This is a genomic window from Microbacterium sp. AG238 (assembly GCF_003610405.1).
GTDB lineage: Bacteria > Actinomycetota > Actinomycetes > Actinomycetales > Microbacteriaceae > Microbacterium.
The window spans coordinates 574,961-596,236 of the sequence record NZ_RAQC01000002.1 but is presented as its reverse complement, the minus strand read 5'-3'; the positions used below and the strand labels follow the sequence as shown (position 1 = coordinate 596,236).

The window sequence follows — 21,276 nt, the reverse complement described above, 5'->3', positions numbered from 1 at the left end:
ACGTAAAATCGACGGATGCCCGGATGCGCCTCGAGCGCGGGTCGGAGGCAGAAGCCGCTGGCCACCGGAGACACCGCGGGAGTCGCATTGCACGGAAACGCCACCACTCGTTACGACGACGTCGCCCTCCTCTCGGTCGCGAGTGTCCTCCCCTCTCGCGTCACCTCATCCGACGCGATCGAGGAACGATTGTCGGGCGTGCTGCGTGAGCTCAAGCTCAAGCCCGGCCTGCTGCGCCGCGTCGCGGGAGTGAACGAGCGACGAAACTGGGCGGCGGGCGAGTCGTCGGACGACGCGACGATCCGGGCAGGGCGCCGGGCACTCGACGAGGCCGGCGTGCGCCCCGACCAGATCGGCCTGCTCATCAACACCTCGGTGTCGCGCAAGCACCTCGAGCCCTCCGTCGCCGTTCGCCTGCATCACGGGCTCGGGCTGCCGACCTCGGCCATCAACTTCGACGTCGCCAACGCCTGCCTCGGTTTCATCAACGGCATGAGCCTCGCCTCGGGCATGATCCAGTCGGGCCAGATCGACTACGCCATCATCGTCAACGGCGAGGATGCCGATGAGATCCAGGTGAACACCGTCGAGCGCCTCAACCGCGGCGGTCTCGACCGCGAAGGCTTCATGAGCGAGTTCGCCTCGCTGACGCTCGGTTCCGGCGCCGCTGCCGCGGTGCTGGGGCGCGCGAGCGCGAACCCCGGCGGCCATCGCATCGTCGGCGGCGTGACGCGCGCCGCGACGCAGTTCCACGAGCTGTGCGTCGGGAGCGTCGACGGGATGTTCACCGATGCCAAGGCCCTCCTCAAGGGCGGACTGGCCCTCGTGGTCGACGCGTGGAAGGAAGCACAGTCGACCTTCTCGTGGTCGACGGTCGACCGCTACGTCACGCACCAGGTCTCGTCGGTGCACACCAACGCGATCGTGAAGGCCGTCGGCCTCGATCGCCGTCGCGTGCCGGTGACCTACCCCCATCTGGGCAACGTGGGGCCGGCCTCGATCCCCATCACACTCGACGCGGAGAAGGCGACGTTGCAGCACGGCGACCGGGTGCTGCTCATGGGTGTCGGCTCGGGTCTGAACACGAGCATGCTGGAGCTCGCGTGGTGACCCCCGCCGTGCCGCGCGGACTCCCCGGAATCGAGAGCGGCGTGTCGACGACGCGCGTCGTCGCCGGTGTCGGAGCCGACGCCGGCGCGCAGCGCCGGTGGCACCTGCTCGACACCGCGCCGGTTCTCGAGCGCGAGGGCATCCCTCCCGTCGGGACGATCGTCGCGGTGCACGGCAATCCGACCTGGTCGTACCTGTGGCGCGCCCTCGTCGCGACCTCGTTGGAGCGCGCGCGTGCCGGGGGTCCGGCGTGGCGCGTCGTCGCGGTCGATCAGCTCGAGATGGGCTATTCCGAGCGCACGACGCTGACGCGAGGACTGCCGCAGCGCATCGACGACCTCGGCGCGCTCATCGACGACCTGGACATCGCCGGCACGCTCGTCACCCTCGGCCACGACTGGGGCGGGCCGATCTCGTTGGGGTGGGCCGTTCGTCACCGCGACCGTGTCGACGCCGTCGCCGTGCTCAACACCGCCGTCCATCACCCCGCGGGGATGCCGCTTCCTTCCGCTCTGCGAGTCGCAGGCGCCCGGTCGCTGCTGGCCACGACCACGGTCAAGACGACCGCGTTCCTCGACACGACCCTGGCGTTGGCCGATCCGCCACTCGCTCCCGAGGTTCGAGCCGCGTATCGCGCGCCCTACGCGTCGAGCGAGCTGCGGCGCGGCATCGGTGCGTTCGTCGCAGACATCCCGGCGACCCCCGAACATCCGAGCACGCCGGCGCTCGATGAGCTGGCCGGAGGTCTGGTCGATCTGACGGTGCCCGCGCTGCTGCTGCGCGGACCGCGCGACCCGGTGTTCGGCGAGCACCATCTCGACGACCTCGCGCGCCGTCTGCCTCACGCCGATGTGCACCGTTTCGAAGGTGCCGGCCACATGCTCGCTGAGGAACGGCCGTACGCCGACATCCTGCTCGACTGGCTCGACGACGCCGGGCTCTCGTCCGCCGACGCAGGTGAAACCGAGGGCGCCGTCGACCGCGGCGCATCTCCCGCGGTCGAGGATGCCGACGCGAGCGACGCGCAGGCGTTCGTGCCGATCTGGCAGCGGCTCGCCGACAGGCGGGACGACGACGACACCGCCGTGGTCGATCTCACGCGCCGAGTCGGCGGCGAACCGCTGGATGTCAGCTGGCGTGAGCTCGCGCAGCGTGTCGACGAGCTCGCCGCGGGGTTCGCATCGTTCGGTATCCGACGCGGTGACCGCGTCTCGCTGCTGGTGCAGCCCGGACCGACGCTGACCGCCGTGCTCTACGCGTGTCTGCGCATCGGCGCTGTCGTGGTCGTCGCAGACCGCGGACTGGGCATCCGCGGGCTCTCGCGCGCCGTCCGCGGCACCGAGCCGGCGTTCGTCATCGGCGAGCGGGCCGGCCTCGCCGCGGCGCGGGCACTCGGCTGGCCGGGCCGACGCATCTCGGCTCCGAACCTGCCGGCCCCCGCGGCGCGCGCGCTCGGCGTCGAAGCCTCGCTCGCCGAGATCGCGGCGTCCGGTGCTCGCAGCGCGGTGCCGGCGCCGCCGTCCGCAGACGCTGATGCGGCGATCCTCTTCACCTCGGGTTCGACCGGACCCGCGAAGGGCGTCGTATACACGCACGCCCAGCTCGCCGCTCTCCGCGACGCCCTCGGTGCGCACTTCGATGTGACCCCCGACATCGGACTGGTGACGGGCTTCGCCCCCTTCGCCCTGCTCGGTCCCGCGCTCGGCACGCGATCGGCGACACCGCGCATGGATGTGTCCGCACCACGTACCCTCACCGCGACGGCGGTCGCCGAAGCGGTCCGCGCCTCGCGTGCCCGCATCGTGTTCCTCTCGCCGGCGGCCGTCGCCAACGTCTGCGCGACCGCCGGTGCCCTCACTGCCGACGACCGCGCGGCACTCGCACAGGTGCGGACGTTCCTGTCGACCGGGGCGCCGGTGAGCATCGACCTCCTGCGCCGGGCGCAGGAGTTGATGCCCGAGGCGGAAGCGCATACTCCTTACGGCATGACCGAGTGCCTGCTCGTCACGGACGTCACCCTCGACGAGCTCGAGCGCGCACAGCAGTCGCCCGATGCGGGGGTGTGCGTCGGTACGCCGATCGGCACGGGAACGGTACGCATCTCCGCTCTCGACGCCGACGGTCGTGCAACCGGAGACCTTTCGGACGCGCCCCACGTCACCGGCGAGATCGTGGTTTCGGCCCCGCACCTCAAGCGCGGCTATCACCGCCTGTGGGCGACCGATCGCGACGCCGTGCGCGACACCGCCTCTCACCCCGGGCGCTGGCACCGCACCGGCGACGTCGGACACCTCGACGCCGACGGCCGGTTGTGGGTCGAGGGACGACTCCCCCACGTCATCGTCACGAACGAGAGCCCAGTCACCCCCGTCGGCCCCGAGCAGCAGATCGAGAAGCTCGACGACGTCCGCCGCGCGGCGGTCGTCGGTGTCGGACCCCGAGGCCGTCAGGTATGCGTCGCGGTCGTCGAGACCACGTCGGGCGCGCGCCGGCCCGGCCTCGCGCCATCGGCACTGGCCGAACGCATTCGCGCGGCATCCGATGCTCCCGTCGCCGCCGCCCTCGTCGTCCCGGCGCTGCCCACCGACATCCGGCACAACTCGAAGATCGACCGATCGCGTCTGGCGGCCTGGGCCGAGCGGGTGCTCGCCGGCGAGAAGCCGAGCGCACCGTGATCGTCCTGGCCACCGGGGCATCCGGATTCCTCGGCCGCGCGGTCGTGGCCGATCTCATCGCCGCCGGGCATGACGTGCGCACGCTGCAGCGCCGACCCTCGGGCATCGCGGGAGCACGCGACATCCGCGGCTCGGTCACCGACGCGGCGACCGTGACGGAGGCCGTCGCCGGTGTGGAAGCCGTCGTCCACCTCGCCGCGAAGGTGTCGCTCGCCGGCGACCGACGCGAGTTCTACAACGTCAACGTCGGCGGCACGACGACCCTGCTCGATGCCGCCGCGGCAGCCGGGGTGTCGCGCTTCGTCCAGGTCTCATCCCCCTCGGTCGCCCACGCCGGCTCCGCCCTGGCCGGCGCCGCAGCCGATCCGGCCGATCCGGTCCGGGCGCGCGGCGAGTACGCCCGCACGAAGGCCGAGGCCGAACTGATCGCCCTCGGCCGAGACACCGAGGCGATGCGCGTCGTCGCCGTTCGGCCGCACTTGGTGTGGGGTCCGGGCGACCCGCAGCTCATCGAGCGCATCGTGGCTCGCGCCCGACGGCGCACACTGCCCCTCCTCAACGGCGGCACCGCCCTGATCGACACCACCTACGTCGACAACGCCGCGTCGGGCATCGTCGCGGCGTTGCACCGAGCGGATGCCGTCGGCGGCCGCGCCTACGTCCTCACGAACGGCGAACCGCGACCCGTCGGCGACCTCATGGCGGGCATCTGCCTGGCTGCGGGCGCCCCCGAGCCGAAGCTGCGCCTGCCGGCCGCCGTGGCCCGTGCTGCCGGAGCCGCCGTCGAGAAAGTGTGGGACGTCCGTCCCGGCGCCGACGAGCCGCCGATGACCCGGTTCCTCGCCGAACAGCTCTCGACCGCGCACTGGTTCGATCAGACCGAGATCCGTCGTGATCTGCAGTGGGCGCCGACCGTCTCGATCGACGAGGGACTGTCACGGCTCGCGGAGCACTACGCCGCGCGTCGCTGAATTCCGCTCAGCGCACGCGTCGCCGCCACGGCACGACCGCGATGACGACACCGACGAATGCGACGGCAGCAGCGGTCGTCGCGGCCAACAGCGAAGGCCCCGACGGCGGCGGTGCGATCGCGTCGAGGACGATCGACGCGGCGAGCAACCCGACCACCGATCCGAGGCCGAGGAGCAGCACTCCGGTGCGCTTCACCAGAGCGGCCGAGATGACGATGTACACGACGCCCATCGCCCCGCCGAGGTACATCCAGGGTTCGGCGGGCAGCTCCGACGGCATCCCGTTGACCGTCACGCTCACCGCCGCGGCGATACCCAGCGCGATCGAGCCGCCTGTGAAGTTCACCACCGTCGTCGAGAGGGGGCTGCCCAGCTCCTGACGCAACCGGCCGTTCGTCCCCTGCTGCCAGGCGATGCCGGCTCCCGCGATCAGCGGTAGCGCCAGCATCCACCAGGCGACGGGCTCGCCCCGCTGCCCGAGCGCGCAGAGCACGACGCCGACGATCGCCAGCAGTCCGCCTACCAGGCGCGGGACGGTCACGGCCACGACACCGGCGGGGCCGTACCCGACGCGGTCGAGCACCAGCCCTCCTGCCGTCTGCCCCGCCACGAGACCGACGGTGAACAGCGCCACGCCGATCGTGGCGACCGTGAGCCCCTGGGTCGCGACCGTGACGGCCCCGGCGAGCCCGCCGAGCAGCATCCAGATCGGGATGCCGCGCCCCGCCCCCGCCACGAGCAGGCGCAGACCCCGCCGGCCGCTGGGCACCGACAGGGTGATCACGAGGATCAGCACCAGCCCGGTTCCGAACGAGATGGATGCCGCGACGAAACCGTCTCCGATCGCGGCGCCGAGCGCACCGTTGATGCGCGCCTGCACGGCGGTGAGGACGCCGATGAACACCGTCGCGGCGATCGCCACGCCGAGCGGTAGAGCTGGGGGTCGGATCTGGTCGGTCACTCGGTCAATAGTGCATCAGGAGCGCCGCACACCACGAACCGCGGCCTCGCACTGCGTGTGCCCCCTCTTGACGCTGTCGTGGCGAACCGGGAGCGTGGATGAGGAGGACGGGGATCATCATGGGGCGATTCATCTATGGCAACGGCAACACCAAGGTCGAGATCGAGGATCGCGCGCTCGCGCACCTGCAACAGGTCATCGGATCCAAGCTGCGCCGCAACGAGTGCTTCTTCTTCACGTGGCGCGATGATGTGAGCATCGGCGACGGCCGTCGGTCGGTGTGGATCCATCAGAACGCCGACCTGGTCTTCAAGTTCCACGGCCATCGCTCACCGCAGCTGAATCGCGATTGGCTCGAAGCGCTCACCGCGGTCGCGAACTCCGGCAGCGGCCTCTACCTCACCCCCGAACCCGCGCCGCGCAGCCGCAGCAGCCAGGACCCCACGCCGCTGCCCGACCGAGCCGACGCGGTCGGTCTCGACTGACACCCGGCCTAGGCTGGTTCCCATGTACGTGGGCACCATTCGTCGGGTCGAGAACACCTCCGTCGAACTCGCGGGGCACTCGCTCGAGGAGATCCGGGATCAGGCACAGGCTGCGGCCCCCGAGGGTTTCGACCTCGTGTCGGCACCGGTGCAGATGATCAAGGGCAGCACCGAGCTCAAAGCCACCGCGACCTACCAGCGCCGCGATGGCCTGCGCGACATCGAAGCAGACGACCGCGCAGCCCTGTTCGCAAAGGTGCCCGAGGGCTGGCAGCTCGTCAACATCCGGAAGCAGTGACACGACGAGCGCGCGCGCTAGCCCGCCGCACTCGACTTTGCAACCCCGTGCTCGTCGGGGGGCTGCCGTGGCATCGTGCAGGGCGATGCGTTACGTGAAGTACGGGGGCGAGACTTTCATCACCAGCGATGCTGTCGCCCGTGCCCTGCTGGCTCTGACGGCGAGCGTCGCGGCGACCTCGGGAAGCGAGGTCGTCACCATCCTCGCCATCGAGCCCGGTTCGGACGAGCCCGCGCAGGTCGACCTCGTGATCGGGAGCGGCATTCACATCCTCTCGCGGCCCGCGGCCGTCGACATCCCCGAACCCGACTTCGAGGATGCCGTCGGCTGGTTGCAGCTGCATCCCGACTTCCCCCGGCGCCAGCCGGAGTCCGACCTGGGGTCGAATGTCGAGGACCCGTCGTCGTGGAACGACGACTTCGGCGGAGCGATCGACATCATCTGAGCGCGCCACGATAGCGTTTCAGACATGGAGCTACAGCCCCGTCTGCGCCACGTCGGTCTGATCTCACTGGCCCTCGTTCTCGCTGCGACCGGTTGCACCGCGGAGACCCCTGCCGAGGAAGAGGTGCTCTCGACGACGCCTCCTCCCTCGCAAGCACCACGGCAGACTCCGGAGACCAACCCGTCGACCCCGACACCCACCCCTACGCGAAATGTCGTGTCGATACCGCCGTGCGACGACATGCTGACCACCGAGCAGGTACGCGCGGTGGCTCGTGACGACGCCAGGATCGGTCCGCTCTCCACCATCGCGTGGAGCGCCGAGGCCCTGCCCGGCCCGCTCGCCCGCGCCGCGTACGAGGCCGCACGCACGACAACGAGCTGCGGGTGGGGCATCCCGCAGTCGGACGGCGTCGTGAACCTGGAGGTCGCCCTTCTCGAGGCTCAGGCCGAGCGGGAACTGCAGACCGCGCTGAGCACGTCGAGCGAGTACAGCCAGGATGCGTCCTCGGGCGTCGACGTGTTCTATCGCGCTGTCGAAGACGGCATCGGGAGTGTTCTCGCGTACGCGCTGAGTGACGGAGTGTGGGTGATCGTCGATGCGACGCTCGTGGACGAGACGACCGCGGCAGGCCTCGCCCGCGACGTGATGGGACGGATTCTCGCAAGCTGAGCCGCGCAGCGGATGACGCCCGATCAGCGTCTTTCTGAGCCGACTACGGGACTCGAACCCGTAACCCCCGTTTTCGAAGCGGCTAGTACTCTCCTGTACTTTCCTGTACTTTCCGCGGCTACGCGGGCCCGCAGTACGGCTAAGTACAGCCAAGTACGCGCGCAAAACGGTGAGTAAACGGTGAGCGAGCCGCGCCAAAGCGGACGCCAATCCCCGCTGCCAGTCGACCTCTGCATTCGAGCGGCGCTGATCGGCCAGCGGAGTCGACCGCTGAGACGCCGGCCATCCACCGCACGCGCCGCAACGCGGCCATCGCATACGACCAGCCGTCTCGAGTGACCGTAAGAGGCGCCGAGCTGACCGGCGTGCCGGTCGGTTCGGCCTGAACCGGGGGCGTCCCGCCTGTCATGAGCTGCGTAAGCGTGTCCTTCACGATCTTCGCCTCGGCGTGCGAGACGCGGAAATCGACAGTGTTCCCCGCCGTGATCACCGAGACCTTTGTGTCGAGAATGCCGTCGCGCTTAGTCGTGATCGATGTGATCGGCTTCACCGGAATCATCTCCGTTCCGGCTTTCCTTTCTTCACCCCCGTCGCGATCAGAGACGGGCCCCCAGTCATCAAGCCGGCAGTGACCTTTGCGCGCGGACAGGGAGCACGTGAGAGTCGGGTCAGAAACCGACGAATCCTGGCAGGACATCCCCGCCCGCAGGTCTCTCGGTCCACGGGATGGCGAGCTCCCACCCGCATCCGCCGCACCGATAACAGCCGTCGACCGTGCGCATGACTGTGCCGCAGATCTCGCAACCCGGCTCAGTGCCGATGTCGAAGCCGTCGTGATGGATCATCGGCCTTAGCGGTCGCCGCCGTCCGCCACCCACCGCTCATGCGAGCGGAGGGCATGTGTGACCGCCAGGCGGATCACCCAGTAGGTGACCAACAGGGTGATGATGAGGCCAAGCAGCCCCGCCGTGATCGAGATGACCCACACGAGGTCGAAGTTCGCCATGCCCACACGGTATCGGTCCGCCGCCGAGCTGTGCGCGGCGAGTGTCGTACGATAGCTCCCTCTCGGCCGGAGAAGTGGAGAACCCGGTCATGAGGTCACCGCTCGAACCTGACACCCGGCTCGACGTGGAACTGTCGGCGATTTGCGCCCGCAACCAGTACACCCGCGACCCCGAGCCTGTCATCGCCGAGCTCGCCGCCGCCGCTCATGGGCGCGACGATATCCTCACTAGGGCGGCAGGTCTATGGGCCGGCTATTTCGATTCCCCCGAGACTCACGTGCTCGCGATGGCGCTAAGTAGCATCCCCGGCACGAACCGCTGGGTCGAGGAGGGTCTACGACGACGCGGGGTAGCCCAGCAGTCCTAGTACCGGTCTGTGACCCTCGATCCGGTACGCGCGCCCCGCGATCGACACGCCGTACACTTCGACTCGTGACATCTTGGGACTACCGTCCGGTCTTTGGCCGTCTGCAACGAGCCCAAAGCGACCTAGAAGCTGCCGGGGCTGACCCTAACCGTGATGAGGTCCTTCGGATTGCAGTGCAGCGGTTGACGCGGCAGACGCTGACTGCGTTGATACTGGCTCAGTCGATGGATGTCGCAGAATCTACCCACCGTGACCTCGCACAGGCTGCAGATGAGCTCGCTGACTCTATCGGCCGTTTTACGAGGGCCACAGACGGCGAGCGTGCGAGTCTGCTCAACACTTCCGCGGCGCGCGTGGCGATCACCCTCGGGTCAGTTGCCGATGACCGTTCCACCGACCCTGCGCACCCCACGCGACACAGCGTGAAGGTGTCGCTCGAGCGAGGCCTCGAGGACGTTCAGCTTCTTGTTACGGTCCAGGGTCTAATCAGCTCTGCTGCGACACGCGCCGAGGAGGTCAGTTCGTCGGCGGCCGAATCTGCCCGGAAAGCGGAAGTGGCGCTGGAGTCGGCACGGGCGGCAGCGAGTGAAGCCGCCACGACCGCCCTTGAGTCGTCGTTCGACACAGTCGCTACAGAAGAAGCTAGTTCGGCCAGGAACTGGCGCAGGTGGACCTTGGTGGTCTTGGTGCTGGCCACACTGGGCGGGGTCGGGTTCCTGGCTGAGAACCTCAGCCGGGAGATCAATTGGCAGGGTGTCGTCTTTCGAGTCGCGATCGTCTCAGCTCTCGGCGCGATCGCGGCGTACACCGCGCGACAGTCCTCACACCACCGGCGAATAGCCACTTGGGCACGAGCGATCCAGGTGCAGCTCAAGTCATTCCGGGGCTTTGTCGAACGAATCGATGATCAGAAAGTGCAGGACGCAATGTTTGAGATGTTCACACGTCGCGTCCTCGCTCCGCCGCCCGAAAGCAGCAAGTCGGGAGAGGCCACCAACCTGCTTCAGCCGCTGCTCGAGCAGGTAATCAAGAGGGTGCCCTAGGCGCGACCCAGCCCCGGCACCCCTCCGCAGCGAAGGGCTACCGGGGCCGTCCGGGTGTACGGCTCGCCAGGCGGGTTACGCCTCGATCGGCGCGATCACGGTCGTGCGGGCGCTGAGCGCCTTCTCAACGCCGTCGACGCCGTCGGCGCGAACAGCGGCCGCCACCTCATCGACGATTCGGTCGTACTGATCCTGCGAGAGAGCGACACGGTTCTCAGCCACCGTGCGCTCCACCTCGGCGATCGTCTGCGCCGACATTCCGCTGAGCTTCAGGCTCGGGATGCCCACTGCATCGCCCACATAGTTGGTGGCGTAGTTGAGCTGGCCCTGCTCGACGACGGGCGCGCCACCGCCTGCGTAGCCGAGATGGGCCAGCAGCTCGGGGTAGCCCGCACTAAGGACCATCGACTTCCCGGTCTGCGGGTTCACGGCAACGATGCCCGTGCCGTAGGTGAAGAGCTTCAGCGGCGACGCGAATCGCTTGATCTCTTCGGTGAGCTTACGGAGCTCGGCGAAGAGCTCGTTGCGTGCGTTCTGGTCGTACATGTCGTCCTCCGGTTCAGGCTGGGGGTCAGAAAGATGATTGGTGATGTAAGGGATGGGGGCGATCGTGTTGCCCGGGTCAGTGCCGGATGCGCGCCAGGTGCCGTCGAGGTACATCTCGAGGTGAAGATGCACGCCCCGCGAAAGTCCCGTCTGGCCTTCGATGCCGAGCTGAGTTCCCTCCGGGATCCAAGACCCCTTCGATACGGACAGCCGCGACATGTGGCACGACCGGGTATAGAGTCGGCGACCCTCGACGATGCCGTGATCGATGAGCACCTGCAGCCCCATCCACGACTCGCCACCAACCCCGGGATCGCCACCGCGGCCGGCCTCGATGACCACTCCTGGTGCGATCGCGTGAACTGATCCACCGATGTTCCAGTCCTGCCCGAGATGAAACGCGCGCGTCCACCCGTAGTCGGGGTCGTAGATGGGATCCCGCGGGCCGTACATATCCGAGCGTCTTGGCTCGGTCTTCTTACCGTTTGGCCAGAGCAAAGCTGACTCCTTTCTGCCGAGGCCGGCTCACTGCGCGGCGATCGCCGCGACTACCGCGTCGACGATCTGCTCGCGCTTTCGGTCCCAGCGGCGGTTAGCAATCGCGACAGCGATGTCGAACTCGCGCGCGCCGACCGACTTCGGTGTTCCCCAGACGTTCTCGGCGGTCGCGAGAAACTCGCCGACGCCGATGTCCGCGCTGCGGAAATCACCGAGGTGGTCTGCGCCGATCGGATCGGCAAAGAACACCGAGCCATCCGGACGGCGGATCAGGGGGCGGGCTGCGGTGGCTGCGCCACGGAGCAGGTTGCGGTCTTCGTCTGTGAACATGTCGTCCTCCGGTTCGGGTTCAGGCTGGGGTGTGTTGGGGATTCGCGGCAGCGGTGTGATGAAGTACGGCTCCGGGTCGACCCGGTCGCCATCGATGTAGAGCTCGAAGTGCAGGTGCACTCCGTCGGATCGACCTGTGGTCCCCATTCGAGCGAGGTGGTGGCCGGTCGACACCAGGTCGCCGACGTTCACGTAAACGTCGCCGGTACGCAGATGGCTGTACGTCGTCTGGATGCCGTAGCCGTGGTCGATGATGACCCGGTTGCCCCAGTCGTTGTTGTTTCCGCCGTCGCGGTAGACCGATGAGACCCGGCCGCCGAGTGCCGCGTAGACACGCTGCGTGCGCACGGGGTCAGCGGTCCACCAGCCGTAGTCGATGCCTCTGTGGCCCGTGTAGCTTCCCCACCCCCCTTTGTATGGGGCGTCCGGCTCGACCGGCCGCGAGAGAGTTGGCATGAGATGTCCCTTCCCTGACGTTGCTCTTCCTGGCTTCCAGCGTAGAACATCTGTTCTATACGCGACAGAAATGACCGAAACTTGCTAGTAGCTGTGTTCGACTTGCGTTCTTGCAGGATGACCACTACAGACAATGAAAGCCCTGGTGCCCGTTCCTCAAGGGAAGGGCACCAGGGCGGTGTAGTGACGCGGCAGCGCCTCAGCTGACGGAGCTGTCGGAATCGGCGAAGTGCTCCAGCCGCTTTGCGCCGAGATCCTTCGTGACGAGGGCGTACGACGCGGAGACGATCACGATCGACAGCAGCGCGAACAGCCACGGGTTGCCGATCGGTTCACCGGTGAGCTGGTGGTAGAACACGATCACAACTGCCGCGAGGACGATCGCGACGGCGACAGAAACCGCGCGCTTCTGCCAGGGCTTGTGCACGAACGGGAGCACGCCGTTTAGGAACGACACCGCGTAGGTGCCGAAGAACGCGAGCAGGGTCAGGACGCCGAGCGGCGCGGTCGGGATGGTGACATCCATGGTGGGTGACCTCCTAGGTCTCGTTGTTAGGTTGAGCGCGGCGGAGCCACGTCGGCGGAATGGTGTCTTCGATGAGAGAGATGTCGGACGGGTCCAGGTCGGGGCCGCGCTCGTTGGGCCACTGGCGTGCTATCGAGCGAAGAATGCGAGCGAATGCGGACGTTCGCTGCACCGCGGCCTCTTCGACCTCGTCGAGGCGGGTGTAGACGCGGGACAGCTCGCTCTGTACGCGCGCGTCGATCCGGGCGTCGAGGACTGCTTTCGCGTCCGCGTTCGTCTTGCCGCGGGTGCCGAGGTAGGTGACGAGCGCGGCGGCGACGAGGAAGACGCCTCCGATGATGGCGATGACGATCTCACTCACGTGCGGATGCCTCCTCCTCGGGGCGGCGTTCCTTCATCTCTTCCCCGAGGAGGTTGAGGCGGAAGAACGCCAGCGGGAGCCCGAACGTCAGCATGCCGACGACGAACAGGTTCGGTTCGGGGCGCTGGGAGAACAGCAGGATGCTGGTGATGTACCCGGCGACGAGGCCGACGAGGAGCACCTTCCCGATGATCTCCACCCGCCATAAGGACGGGAACGCCACCCCCGCCAGGCACACCGTCGCGATCGTCGCCATGGTGATGCCGAGCAGGTCGACGAGTTCCGGGTGGAACAGGCGGTCGAGGATCGTGGACCCGAACAGGACGGCTTGAATGCCGGCGAAGATCGCGATCAGGTCGTAGATCGGCAGCCACACCCGTTTGAGGTTGCGGTACTTCCACTCGTCGGGTGGGATCGCGTCCGGGTGCCAGATGCTCGCCCGGTACAGGCGGAGGATCACCCGCTGACCTCCACCGGTGCCGCTGCCGGCGCGGGCTGCGGGAACGCGCGGGAGAAAGCGAGGTCGACGCCGTCGGCGATGGTGTCGAGGGTGACGCCCTCGATCGTCCCGAGCGTGTTCACCAGCGTCTCGCGGAGCGTGGCGAGCTGCGCGTTCTGCTGCTCGACGTAGAACGCCTTCGTACGCTCCTCGGACTCGAGAATCAACGCCTGGATGTCGAGGCCCTGGTGACCGTCACCGTCGGGGTCAACGACGGCAGCGAGCTGCACGATCGCGGCGAGGATCATGTGGCCCTGGTTCGCCAACGCCGGCCCCATCAGATACTCGGCGCCCGGGAAGTTGATCACTCCACGGCGGATGTCGTTGAGCACCGGCCACGCGGCCGCGTCATATGTGTAGCCGGCGCCGGGCATCAGCGTGTGATCGCCTACGCGGCGGGTCACCTTGTCGGTGACCTGGTCGACGATGTCGGCGCCGAGCTGCTTCAGCCAGTCTTCGCTGGGCATGTCGTCCTCCTCGGGATCGAACGGACGGGAACCGCCGCCGGCGGACGTGCCGGCGAGGGCCTCGCGGATGAAGGTTTCGGGGTTCGCGTACGCTGCCCCGGTGCTGATGAGGTGCGCGCCGCCGATTCGGTCGGTCATCACCAGGTGAAGGTGGATGCCGTCCCACGCGGTGCCGCCATAGTCGACGTGGTCGAACCTGACGTTCGCGCCGAACTGCGCCAGGCGTCCGACGCGCTGGTTGCGGTCGATCCACTGCCCTCGCCGCGGGAGCCGGTCGCCGGACATGTGGCAGTACACGTGGTAACGGCGGGCGCCGGGGAGGCCCGTGTCGATGTAGATGACCCAGCCCATCGACGTCGTCTTACTGACCAACGCGACCGTGCCCGGGTGTAGAGCCGGAACGTTCACCGCGCGACGGCCGGTGCCGATGTCTAGAGCGATGTGGAACCCACCACCCCAGGGTGCCCGGGCGATCGTGTAGAACGGCCCCCACTCCCAGAAGCGGTTCGTCCACATCGACACGGCATAGAAGACACGCCAGTTCATCCCGTCACCTCGTTCTCAGTAGCCGACGGCGATATACGTAAAGCCGCGCACCCATGGGTTCGAGGACTCGGGGATCAGCGCGCGGAACCGATTGGCGGCAACCGTGTCGAAGCCGATCGCACCGGTGGCCTTTGTGATCGGATCTCCGGTGAGCGGGTTCGCGGTAACCGACAAGCACTTGTTGGGAAACGGCGTGTCGAACACAACGACAGGGAAGTACTCGTTGCCGAAACTGACTGTCGTGCCTGCGACGAGCGTGCCAGTCTTCACGATGACGCCCTGCGGGAGCTGGACGGTGTCGGTTGGAATCTCGATGCCAGCTGGTTGCGCTGCGGATCCCCGGCGCCCCTGATGGGCGGCCGGGACTCGCTCGGCCCAAGCCCCACCGACACGCACCAGGTGGATTCCGTTGTCGATGCGGTGCGCGAGCGAGCCGTCCGCGGGCGCCCAAGCATCTTGCTCCATCCGGTTGCGGAGTGGGACAGATCCACCCGCCATCGCGGTGTACCGGACGGACTGGGTAATGATCACGGTCTGCGTGGTGGTGTCGGTGGCTTTCACCTCGGCGACGGCGAGTTCGAGTGCACCGGCGGGCAGCGACGGCTTCGCAGGAGTAGGTGACGCCGCGCCTTTTGTGATCCCGAACTCAGGAGCATCGGACGCGTCGCCGAACTCGGCGAACCGGGAACGCACCCAGATGACGTCGATACGGCTGTTGGCGCTCGGGGCCGCGTACCCGGGCGGGGCGAGTTCGAATGTGCCGTCGTTCGCAACGAGCTCGACGCCAGGAAGAGATCGGGAAGTGACGGCAACGAACTCGGCGATGTTGTACCCCATGGACGGCTTGCCCGTCACAAGCGGATCGAGGCGCGCGGGGAGCACCCCGGTGCGCGGGGTGCCGTCTGCGGAGCGCGCGACGGCACCCGCCCAAATGCGGCGCTCTGCCCGGAGCGGCAGTCCTGCCGGCGAGCCGGTCGGGAGCGAAGGCGTCAGAGTCATGAGGGTCCCTTTCAAGCTGGTTGCAGAACATCAACGAAAAGGTGCGGGTTGGTCGCCTCGACGTAACCCGACCCGCCCCCTGTCACCGAGATAGACGGGCTGAGGGCGCCCTGGACCACGTGGGCACCCGCGGGCAGGATTCCCAGCCACCGGGCTGACAGCCCGACGCTCACGCTCCCGCTATCGGGACCGCCGCTGTACGACGCCACCACGCCGAACGAACCCTGCGAAGCGAAGTTCTGGAGCGTCCCGTCCACCCGGATCTGCGAACTCAGCCACGAGTTGGCAGACGCGCCGCCCTGACGGGCATGCGAAGTCGCGAACGCCGACAGCTGGAACGTGATCGAGACGACACGAGCCCGGTCAAGCTCGAATGACTGAGACGGTCCGAACGCCTGGCTACTGGACTGAACTGGAGCACCCCACGAAGCGCGCGCCTGCGACGCGGTCGAGTACGCCAGCCGTCCGAGCAGATCGTTCTGCTGGGAGTTGATGATGGACTGCTGCCGCTCAAGCTCGGCGATCGCGGCCTTCAGCTTTGCGACGGTGTTGTCCCTTTCAGTCCCCGAAGCGACCGCAAGGCTCTCGACAGTTCGGCGCACCTCGACGATCTTGTCAACGACCAATGCCGCGCCGTGCCGCGGCGGTTTCGGGTCTGCCATGGCACCCCCTATGCGTCGTACGCCTCACCACAAGTGATCGTGAGTCGATCGGTGTCAGAGGACCCGGAAATGCCGACGATGCGGCGGGTGTATGCCCTCGCTTCGAGGTACGACGGGATCGCCTCCCCCGCCGTTGCGCCAGGCACGGATGGCATCTCGGCGCCCGCCACCAGGCCTGCCCGGTAACGGATGGCTGGCGACAGGTACAGGTTGGCCAGGTCGCCGCAGCCGTATTCGTACGGATAGGGCTGCTGGTCCGCGGCGACGGCGAACCGCCAGAACTCCCACGGGGCGCGCGCGGTGCGCAGCGTCTCGGCGTTCCATGAGTCCGCCGTCACCGGGTTTGAGATCGTCGACGATCCGCCCGATTCGAGGTGTAGCAGGGGGAACCCTCGCTCCACCAGATACGGGTCGTACATCATCCGAATCAGGGTTGTGTCGTCGGCGCGGCCGCCCTGCGTCCACGAGATCGAACCCATGCGGGAAGGATCACGCTGCACCCCTAGACCGGTGAGGTCGTCCGGTTCCCACGCGATCGGTACCTGTCCCTGCAGGCGGGGCTGTTCTTCGGTGCCGGACTCGTACACCCACCCGAAACTGTCCGGGCCGGTGCGCTCAAGCCGCAGACGGATATCGGGACCGTTCTGCACCGACTCCAGATCCCCGAGCGCGTCCTCGACACGCTTCCGGTCGACGGCTGCGTAGGTGCGAGTGCGGCTCCCGGCCCGGTCGGGATGGAATCGAATAGGGATGTCGGCCCACCCCGGCCACACCGTTGCCTGCTGGATGAGCTTCTTCCCGATCGTGCCGTAGTCGACACCGCTGATGGTGGTGTCCAACGTCGGGTCAGGAACACCACCGGGCGCGAGCTCACGGATGAGTGCGGACGCCGGAAGGATCGGGACGCGATCGAGCATGAACCGCAGGCCGCGCGCGGTGACCTCGAGCTCGTTCTTGTCGCCGTCGAGGTTGGAGGGGATGATCGGCCCGCCGAGGCATCGACCGCCGACCTCCAACGCGATCGAGTGCTTCCATGGGGTGAACAGATTCATCCAGTCCGCGACCCGGTCAACGAACGTCATGTTGATCGTCTCAGGGGTATTGGATTGCTCTTCCCAGTCGAACTTCGACGGTTCTATCTCGTCGACGGTCTGGCCTCCGCGCGTCTGAAACACCGTGATCCGGGTCACCACCATGCGTGATTCACCATCCCCTGCATGACTGCCCCGTCGGGGCTGGTCGCGTCGAACTGGTATGTGCGGGACGTCAGCCCGGGTACCTCGGTCCACTCACGGAACCGCAGCCACCGGGACACGTCCGACAGGCCGTCAAGCATCGCCCGGCGGGTGCTGAAGTCGATCTCCACGAACGACCCGGCCGGCACTGGCCGGTCCAGGCCGACGCGCGCGCCCGTGCCCACGCAGGTGATCAGCGCGGACGCGAACGCGCCGCCGAGCCGGAACACGGGCGCAGAAGGCGCCTTCCCGTCGTTCACGAGCTCGACGCGGCCCGACGACCCACCGCCCGGCCAGATGAGCGGGCGAACGGACGGCCACGTGCGGCCCTGGCCCGGGGACGGGGGCGGGGTGGACAGCCACTCCCCCGACCGATACCGGCGCGGGTCGTGCGCGATCAGGTCGACCGCCGCGAACCCGCGGCGTGCCCCGCCCTTGTGGTTCAAGGGTGTGACCTTCTCGACGGTGACGATCCGCCACGATGCCCCGGCTGGGGTTTCTACGGTCATCAGCACCGGCCCGTCGGCACCGATCGCAGACAGGGTGTCGAACGCGTCCTCCACGTCCGCCTGCGACCGGCCGAGGTAGTTGACCTCGACGCTGATGGCGCGGGAGGCCCGCAACGACCGGACGGGCGTGAACGCCCCGTGTCCCTGCGGGCGCTCCGTGCGCTCCGTCTTGTCCTCCGTCTGCCCCCACCAATCGGTGAGGGACTTGAACGACCACCCTTCGGCGGCGTAGCCGGGGAACCGGAGCGTGCCGAGGATGACAGATGAGGTGATCATGATGATGCGAACGCCCTCTCTGCTTCACGAGCCATCTGCCGAACCGCGAGGCGCGGATCGTTCGACTGAGCGATGAATGTCTGCTCGATAGTCGATGGCTGCCTCGGCGCGACGCTCGCCGTGCTCGAGCCGGCGTGTTCCCGCTCCGCGGCCGAAACCGCCAGATCGGTCCCCACGGCGGACATGCGCACCTGAGCCCGGTGGGATGCCGCCTGAGCGGTGGCCCGGATGACGCGACCGAACTGGTCTGCTTCCGCCTGCGCACCGGAGTTGAACTGGCCCATCATCGCCGCGCCTGACGTCTTCAGCTGGCGCCACCCTGGAGCGGACAGGGGGCCCTTCTTGGCGGGCGAGTGGGGGAAGAAGTCGAGGATGCCCCCGACGACCGAACCGATCGCGTCACCCACGGCACCGACCATCGAGAAGAACCCGTCGATGATGCCCTGGATGATCTCAGCGCCGAGGCTGAGCCAGTCGACCTCGGCGAATCCGCTCACGATCGCGTCGATGATCTGCGGGAGCGCCGCGATGATCTGCGGGATCGCCTCAACGAGCCCCTTGATCAGCGACACCACCAGGGTGATGCCTGCCTTGATCAGCTCCGGCAGCATCCGGATCAGCCCCGCCACCAGCTGCACCACCAGGGTGATCGCAGCGGTGATCAGCTGCGGCAGGGCACCGATCAGCCCTGTCACGAGGGACAGGAGCAGCTGGATGCCCGCTTGGATGATCATCGGCAGGTTCTCGACCAGGGTGCTCAGCAGTCCCGTCACCAGGGACAGGGTCGCCTCGACCAGCGTCGGGAGCGCGTTGATGATGCCGGTCACCAACGCGATGAGCAGCTGGATGCCGCCCTCGATGATCATCGGCAGCGCGCCGACGATCGCGGTCAGCAGACCGCTCACGAGCTCGAGCGCGGCGGTGATCAGCACCGGGATGGCCGTGATGATCCCCTGTACGAGCGCCGCCACCAGTGCGACCGCACCGGCGATGATCATCGGCAGGTTGTCGACGATCGCGGTGATCAGCCCCTGCACCAGAGCGACAGCGGCCGTCACGATCGAGGGGATGACCGTGACGATCCCGGTGATCAGCGCGTCCACCAGGCTGACGGCCGCTGTCAGTAGTGCCGGCACCTGCGACAGCAGCGACTCGACCAGCATCGGCACGAACTGCGCGACCTGCCCCACCAGTCCCGGGATGGCCGCGACGACGGTTTCGATGATGCCGGTCAGACTGGACACCAACGCCCCGACGTCACCGCCGGAGAGCGCGAAGCCCGCGAACGCGGCAGCCGCGATCCCAAGAGGGCCTCCGAGCAGCCCGAGAGCTCCCGTCAGGCCCGGGACGAGTGAGGACAGCAACGGGATGCGCGAGAGCACACCCGCGAGCCCGCCGGAGCCGAGCGCGACGAACGCGCCGATCAGCGGGCCGATGACCCCCTGCAGGCCGCCGAGCCCGAGCTCAGCAAGGCCCGCTCCCTCCCCCACCCGGTTGAGCAGGTTCGTGATGAAGTCCATCGCCGGGCCGAGCACGTTCAGCACCACCTGCCCGAACGCCTTCGCCCGCTCCTCGATAGGACCAAGCGCGGACGTCGCCGCCTGGATCAGCGGCGCGATCTTCCCGTAAATGGGCTCGAGCGCGTTCGCGCCGACCCGGCCCATCGCGGCGAAGAAGTTCTTCGCCGCGCCCGGGACGGTCTTGCCCATCTCCTGCGCGACGGTGCCCGCGGCGGATGCCGCGGCGTCGGAAAACGTCTGGAAGTCGATCTCGCCTGCGCTGGCCATCGTGCGGACTTCGTCCGTGGTGACCCCGAGCTGCTTCGCCAGCGCCTGGTAGATCGGGATGCCCCGGTCGGCGAGCTGGTTCAGGTTGTCCGTGTACGCGCGGCCGGTGGAGGCGACCTTGTTGAAGATCGCCCCGGTTTCCTCCATCGAGGTGCCCGACGCTGCGGCGACGTTCGCGACACCCTTCAGCGTCGCCTGAAGCTGCTGCCCCGGCTTGATACCCGCGGCGACAGCGCCAGCGGCAACCGTCGCCGCCTCTCCCAGACCGAACGCGGTCCCGCGCACGGCGCCGAGAGCGTCGCCCATGATCGACTGCACGTCGCCGACGGAGTTCCCAAGACCGGTGAGCTTCGCCCGGGCGGTGTCGATCGCGCCCAGGCGGGAAAATCCCTTCCCGAACGCGATACCGATACCAGCCGCCGCAACCGTTACAGCGCCTGTCGCGGCGCTTTGAAGACCCGACCCGAGCGCACGCCCCGCAGCGGAACCGGCGTCGGACGCCGCGCTGATGACCGACTGCAGTGCGCTCGAGGTTGCGGAGCCCAGACGCGACGCGCCGGCAGCGAACGTCGACACCATCCGAGACGCGGCCGGCCCCGCAGCACCAACGGCCTTCGAGAACCCCGCGGACACCTGCGAGGTGAACGGGGACATCCAAGACGACACCCGGCGGCCGAGGTCCATGAACGGCGACGCGATCCGCGTACCCGCGGCACTGGCGTACTGGATGGTCGGGCCGAACGCACCCCGAAAGGTGGAACCGACGTTCGCCAGCGCCCGGCCGACGGACCCACCGATCGACGCGAGCCGCCCGCCGACAGCAGTAGCCATCGACGTGAACGCGGTCGACACCTGCTGCGCCTGGAGACGAGCGAGACGCCCGAGAGCGGACAGCCCGGACACGTCCTGGACGCTCCGGGAGATTCCTCCCAGCGACCCCGACAGGCCGGAGAACGCCGACCGTGCAGCGTTCGCATCCCGGTGCCCGTCTCTGAAGCTGCTGAGCACACCCCGCAGCCCACGATTCGCGGACACCGCCGAGGCCTCCACGCTGGCCTGAGCCGAACGCAGAGCATCCTGCGCCGCACGCAACCGCTGGGATGCGGCCGTGACCGCATCCGTGGATGCTTGCGCGGCCCGACGGGCGCTCGCGAGCCGTTCCTCGGCCGCGACAGCTTGCGTCGAGCCCTCCCCGGATTTCCGGATCGCATCAGCCAGGCGGGCCTCAGCGACCCGCACACGGCCGGCGTCGTCCTGCTGCTTCAGACGTGCCTTCCCGAGCGCAGCGGACGCGGACGCGACCGTACCGGTCAGCGTCCGCATCTGCGCCGTACCCAGGTCGCCAGCTGAAGACGTCAGGGTCGACTTCAGGTCACGGCCGAGAGTGCGCCCAGCGCGCGCCCCGACACCCTTGAACCCACCCTCGAGGGACTTCGCGCCCGCAGTGCCGGCTTCCTTCGCGCCACGCGTGACAAGTGCCTTGAACCCCGGCATAACCGGGAAAACGGTGAAGTGACCAGAGCCAACCTCAGACGACATGACACC

Annotated in this window: 23 protein-coding genes; 10 read left to right on the top strand and 13 right to left on the bottom strand. The window is 68.1% G+C overall.

The genetic code is table 11. The annotated features are described in order from the left end of the window. Positions 1 to 15: 15 nt before the first annotated feature. The 3 genes from DEU36_RS14490 to DEU36_RS14480 are packed head-to-tail and all read left to right on the top strand — an operon-like array spanning position 16 to position 4,756. A complete protein-coding gene (locus DEU36_RS14490) occupies positions 16 to 1,110 on the top strand; it encodes a 3-oxoacyl-ACP synthase III (protein ID WP_120265020.1) in 1,095 nt (364 codons plus the stop codon). Then, the gene (locus DEU36_RS14485) at positions 1,104 to 3,785 is read left to right on the top strand and encodes an alpha/beta fold hydrolase (protein WP_120265019.1); all 2,682 of its coding nucleotides are present in this window, start codon (positions 1,104 to 1,106) and stop codon (positions 3,783 to 3,785) included. Before DEU36_RS14490 ends, DEU36_RS14485 begins: the two co-directional genes overlap by 7 nt. Then, positions 3,782 to 4,756, top strand: a complete 975-nt coding sequence (locus DEU36_RS14480) for an NAD(P)-dependent oxidoreductase (protein ID WP_120265018.1) — start codon at positions 3,782 to 3,784, stop codon at positions 4,754 to 4,756. Before DEU36_RS14485 ends, DEU36_RS14480 begins: the two co-directional genes overlap by 4 nt. 7 nt (positions 4,757 to 4,763) lie before the next feature. On the opposite strand, the gene DEU36_RS14475 is transcribed toward DEU36_RS14480, so the two are convergent. After that, positions 4,764 to 5,717, bottom strand: a complete 954-nt coding sequence (locus tag DEU36_RS14475) for a DMT family transporter (RefSeq protein ID WP_259455391.1) — start codon at positions 5,715 to 5,717, stop codon at positions 4,764 to 4,766. A 119-nt stretch (positions 5,718 to 5,836) separates the two neighbouring features. On the opposite strand from DEU36_RS14475, the gene DEU36_RS14470 reads away from it, so the two are divergent. From DEU36_RS14470 to DEU36_RS14455, 4 genes are all read left to right on the top strand, one after another. Continuing rightward, positions 5,837 to 6,202, top strand: a complete 366-nt coding sequence (locus DEU36_RS14470; protein WP_120265016.1) for an ATP-dependent DNA ligase — start codon at positions 5,837 to 5,839, stop codon at positions 6,200 to 6,202. Between the two features lie 22 nt (positions 6,203 to 6,224). Next, positions 6,225 to 6,500 (top strand): hypothetical protein, encoded by a 276-nt coding sequence (locus DEU36_RS14465; RefSeq protein WP_183045416.1) that lies wholly within the window; start codon positions 6,225 to 6,227, stop codon positions 6,498 to 6,500. 85 nt (positions 6,501 to 6,585) lie between these two features. Then, positions 6,586 to 6,945: a hypothetical protein gene (locus DEU36_RS14460; protein ID WP_147374439.1), complete on the top strand. Its 360-nt coding sequence runs from the start codon at positions 6,586 to 6,588 to the stop codon at positions 6,943 to 6,945. 24 nt (positions 6,946 to 6,969) lie between these two features. Beyond that, a complete protein-coding gene (locus tag DEU36_RS14455; protein ID WP_147374438.1) occupies positions 6,970 to 7,617 on the top strand; it encodes a hypothetical protein in 648 nt (215 codons plus the stop codon). A 139-nt stretch (positions 7,618 to 7,756) separates the two neighbouring features. Here DEU36_RS14455 and DEU36_RS16060 read toward each other — a convergent pair whose 3' ends face one another. Together DEU36_RS16060 and DEU36_RS16170 are read right to left on the bottom strand one after the other, a co-directional pair. Next, positions 7,757 to 8,167, bottom strand: coding sequence for a hypothetical protein (locus DEU36_RS16060; RefSeq protein WP_147374437.1), 411 nt, complete (start codon positions 8,165 to 8,167; stop codon positions 7,757 to 7,759). A 300-nt stretch (positions 8,168 to 8,467) separates the two neighbouring features. Further along, positions 8,468 to 8,623 (bottom strand): hypothetical protein, encoded by a 156-nt coding sequence (locus DEU36_RS16170; protein ID WP_183045415.1) that lies wholly within the window; start codon positions 8,621 to 8,623, stop codon positions 8,468 to 8,470. Positions 8,624 to 8,712: 89 nt separating this feature from the next. On the opposite strand from DEU36_RS16170, the gene DEU36_RS14450 reads away from it, so the two are divergent. Beyond that, positions 8,713 to 8,991, top strand: coding sequence for a hypothetical protein (locus DEU36_RS14450; RefSeq protein ID WP_147374436.1), 279 nt, complete (start codon positions 8,713 to 8,715; stop codon positions 8,989 to 8,991). A gap of 65 nt (positions 8,992 to 9,056) precedes the next feature. Beyond that, entirely contained in the window at positions 9,057 to 10,034 is a 978-nt protein-coding gene (locus DEU36_RS14445; protein WP_147374435.1) for a hypothetical protein, read from the top strand. 75 nt (positions 10,035 to 10,109) lie between these two features. On the opposite strand, the gene DEU36_RS14440 is transcribed toward DEU36_RS14445, so the two are convergent. The 8 genes from DEU36_RS14440 to DEU36_RS14405 all read right to left on the bottom strand — a co-directional run bounded on the left by DEU36_RS14440 (position 10,110) and on the right by DEU36_RS14405 (position 15,924). Next, positions 10,110 to 11,033: a M23 family metallopeptidase gene (locus tag DEU36_RS14440; RefSeq protein ID WP_120265010.1), complete on the bottom strand. Its 924-nt coding sequence runs from the start codon at positions 11,031 to 11,033 to the stop codon at positions 10,110 to 10,112. A 72-nt stretch (positions 11,034 to 11,105) separates the two neighbouring features. Then, on the bottom strand, positions 11,106 to 11,864 hold the full coding sequence (locus DEU36_RS14435; protein WP_120265009.1) for a M23 family metallopeptidase: 759 nt from the start codon (positions 11,862 to 11,864) through the stop codon (positions 11,106 to 11,108). 199 nt (positions 11,865 to 12,063) lie between these two features. Further along, the gene (locus DEU36_RS14430; RefSeq protein ID WP_120265008.1) at positions 12,064 to 12,390 is read right to left on the bottom strand and encodes a hypothetical protein; all 327 of its coding nucleotides are present in this window, start codon (positions 12,388 to 12,390) and stop codon (positions 12,064 to 12,066) included. Between the two features lie 13 nt (positions 12,391 to 12,403). After that, complete coding sequence (locus tag DEU36_RS14425) at positions 12,404 to 12,751, bottom strand: hypothetical protein (protein WP_120265007.1); 348 nt, start codon at positions 12,749 to 12,751, stop codon at positions 12,404 to 12,406. After that, positions 12,744 to 13,211, bottom strand: a complete 468-nt coding sequence (locus DEU36_RS14420) for a hypothetical protein (protein ID WP_120265006.1) — start codon at positions 13,209 to 13,211, stop codon at positions 12,744 to 12,746. The genes DEU36_RS14425 and DEU36_RS14420 overlap by 8 nt, the downstream gene beginning before the upstream one ends. Then, entirely contained in the window at positions 13,208 to 14,263 is a 1,056-nt protein-coding gene (locus DEU36_RS14415; protein ID WP_120265005.1) for a peptidoglycan DD-metalloendopeptidase family protein, read from the bottom strand. Before DEU36_RS14415 ends, DEU36_RS14420 begins: the two co-directional genes overlap by 4 nt. 15 nt (positions 14,264 to 14,278) lie before the next feature. Continuing rightward, a complete protein-coding gene (locus DEU36_RS14410) occupies positions 14,279 to 15,100 on the bottom strand; it encodes a hypothetical protein (protein WP_147374434.1) in 822 nt (273 codons plus the stop codon). A gap of 173 nt (positions 15,101 to 15,273) precedes the next feature. Next, a complete protein-coding gene (locus DEU36_RS14405; protein ID WP_147374433.1) occupies positions 15,274 to 15,924 on the bottom strand; it encodes a hypothetical protein in 651 nt (216 codons plus the stop codon). Between DEU36_RS14405 and DEU36_RS16430 the strand changes: the two genes are divergently transcribed. Beyond that, complete coding sequence (locus DEU36_RS16430) at positions 15,888 to 16,250, top strand: hypothetical protein (RefSeq protein ID WP_396652168.1); 363 nt, start codon at positions 15,888 to 15,890, stop codon at positions 16,248 to 16,250. The genes DEU36_RS14405 and DEU36_RS16430 overlap by 37 nt on opposite strands. An 860-nt stretch (positions 16,251 to 17,110) precedes the next feature. On the opposite strand, the gene DEU36_RS14395 is transcribed toward DEU36_RS16430, so the two are convergent. Further along, positions 17,111 to 17,944 carry a hypothetical protein gene (locus DEU36_RS14395; RefSeq protein ID WP_120265001.1) on the bottom strand — a complete coding sequence of 278 codons (834 nt, stop codon included), beginning with the start codon at positions 17,942 to 17,944 and terminating at the stop codon, positions 17,111 to 17,113. Further along, positions 17,941 to 21,225: a tape measure protein gene (locus DEU36_RS14390; RefSeq protein WP_183045414.1), complete on the bottom strand. Its 3,285-nt coding sequence runs from the start codon at positions 21,223 to 21,225 to the stop codon at positions 17,941 to 17,943. The genes DEU36_RS14395 and DEU36_RS14390 overlap by 4 nt, the downstream gene beginning before the upstream one ends. Positions 21,226 to 21,276 lie beyond the last annotated feature (51 nt).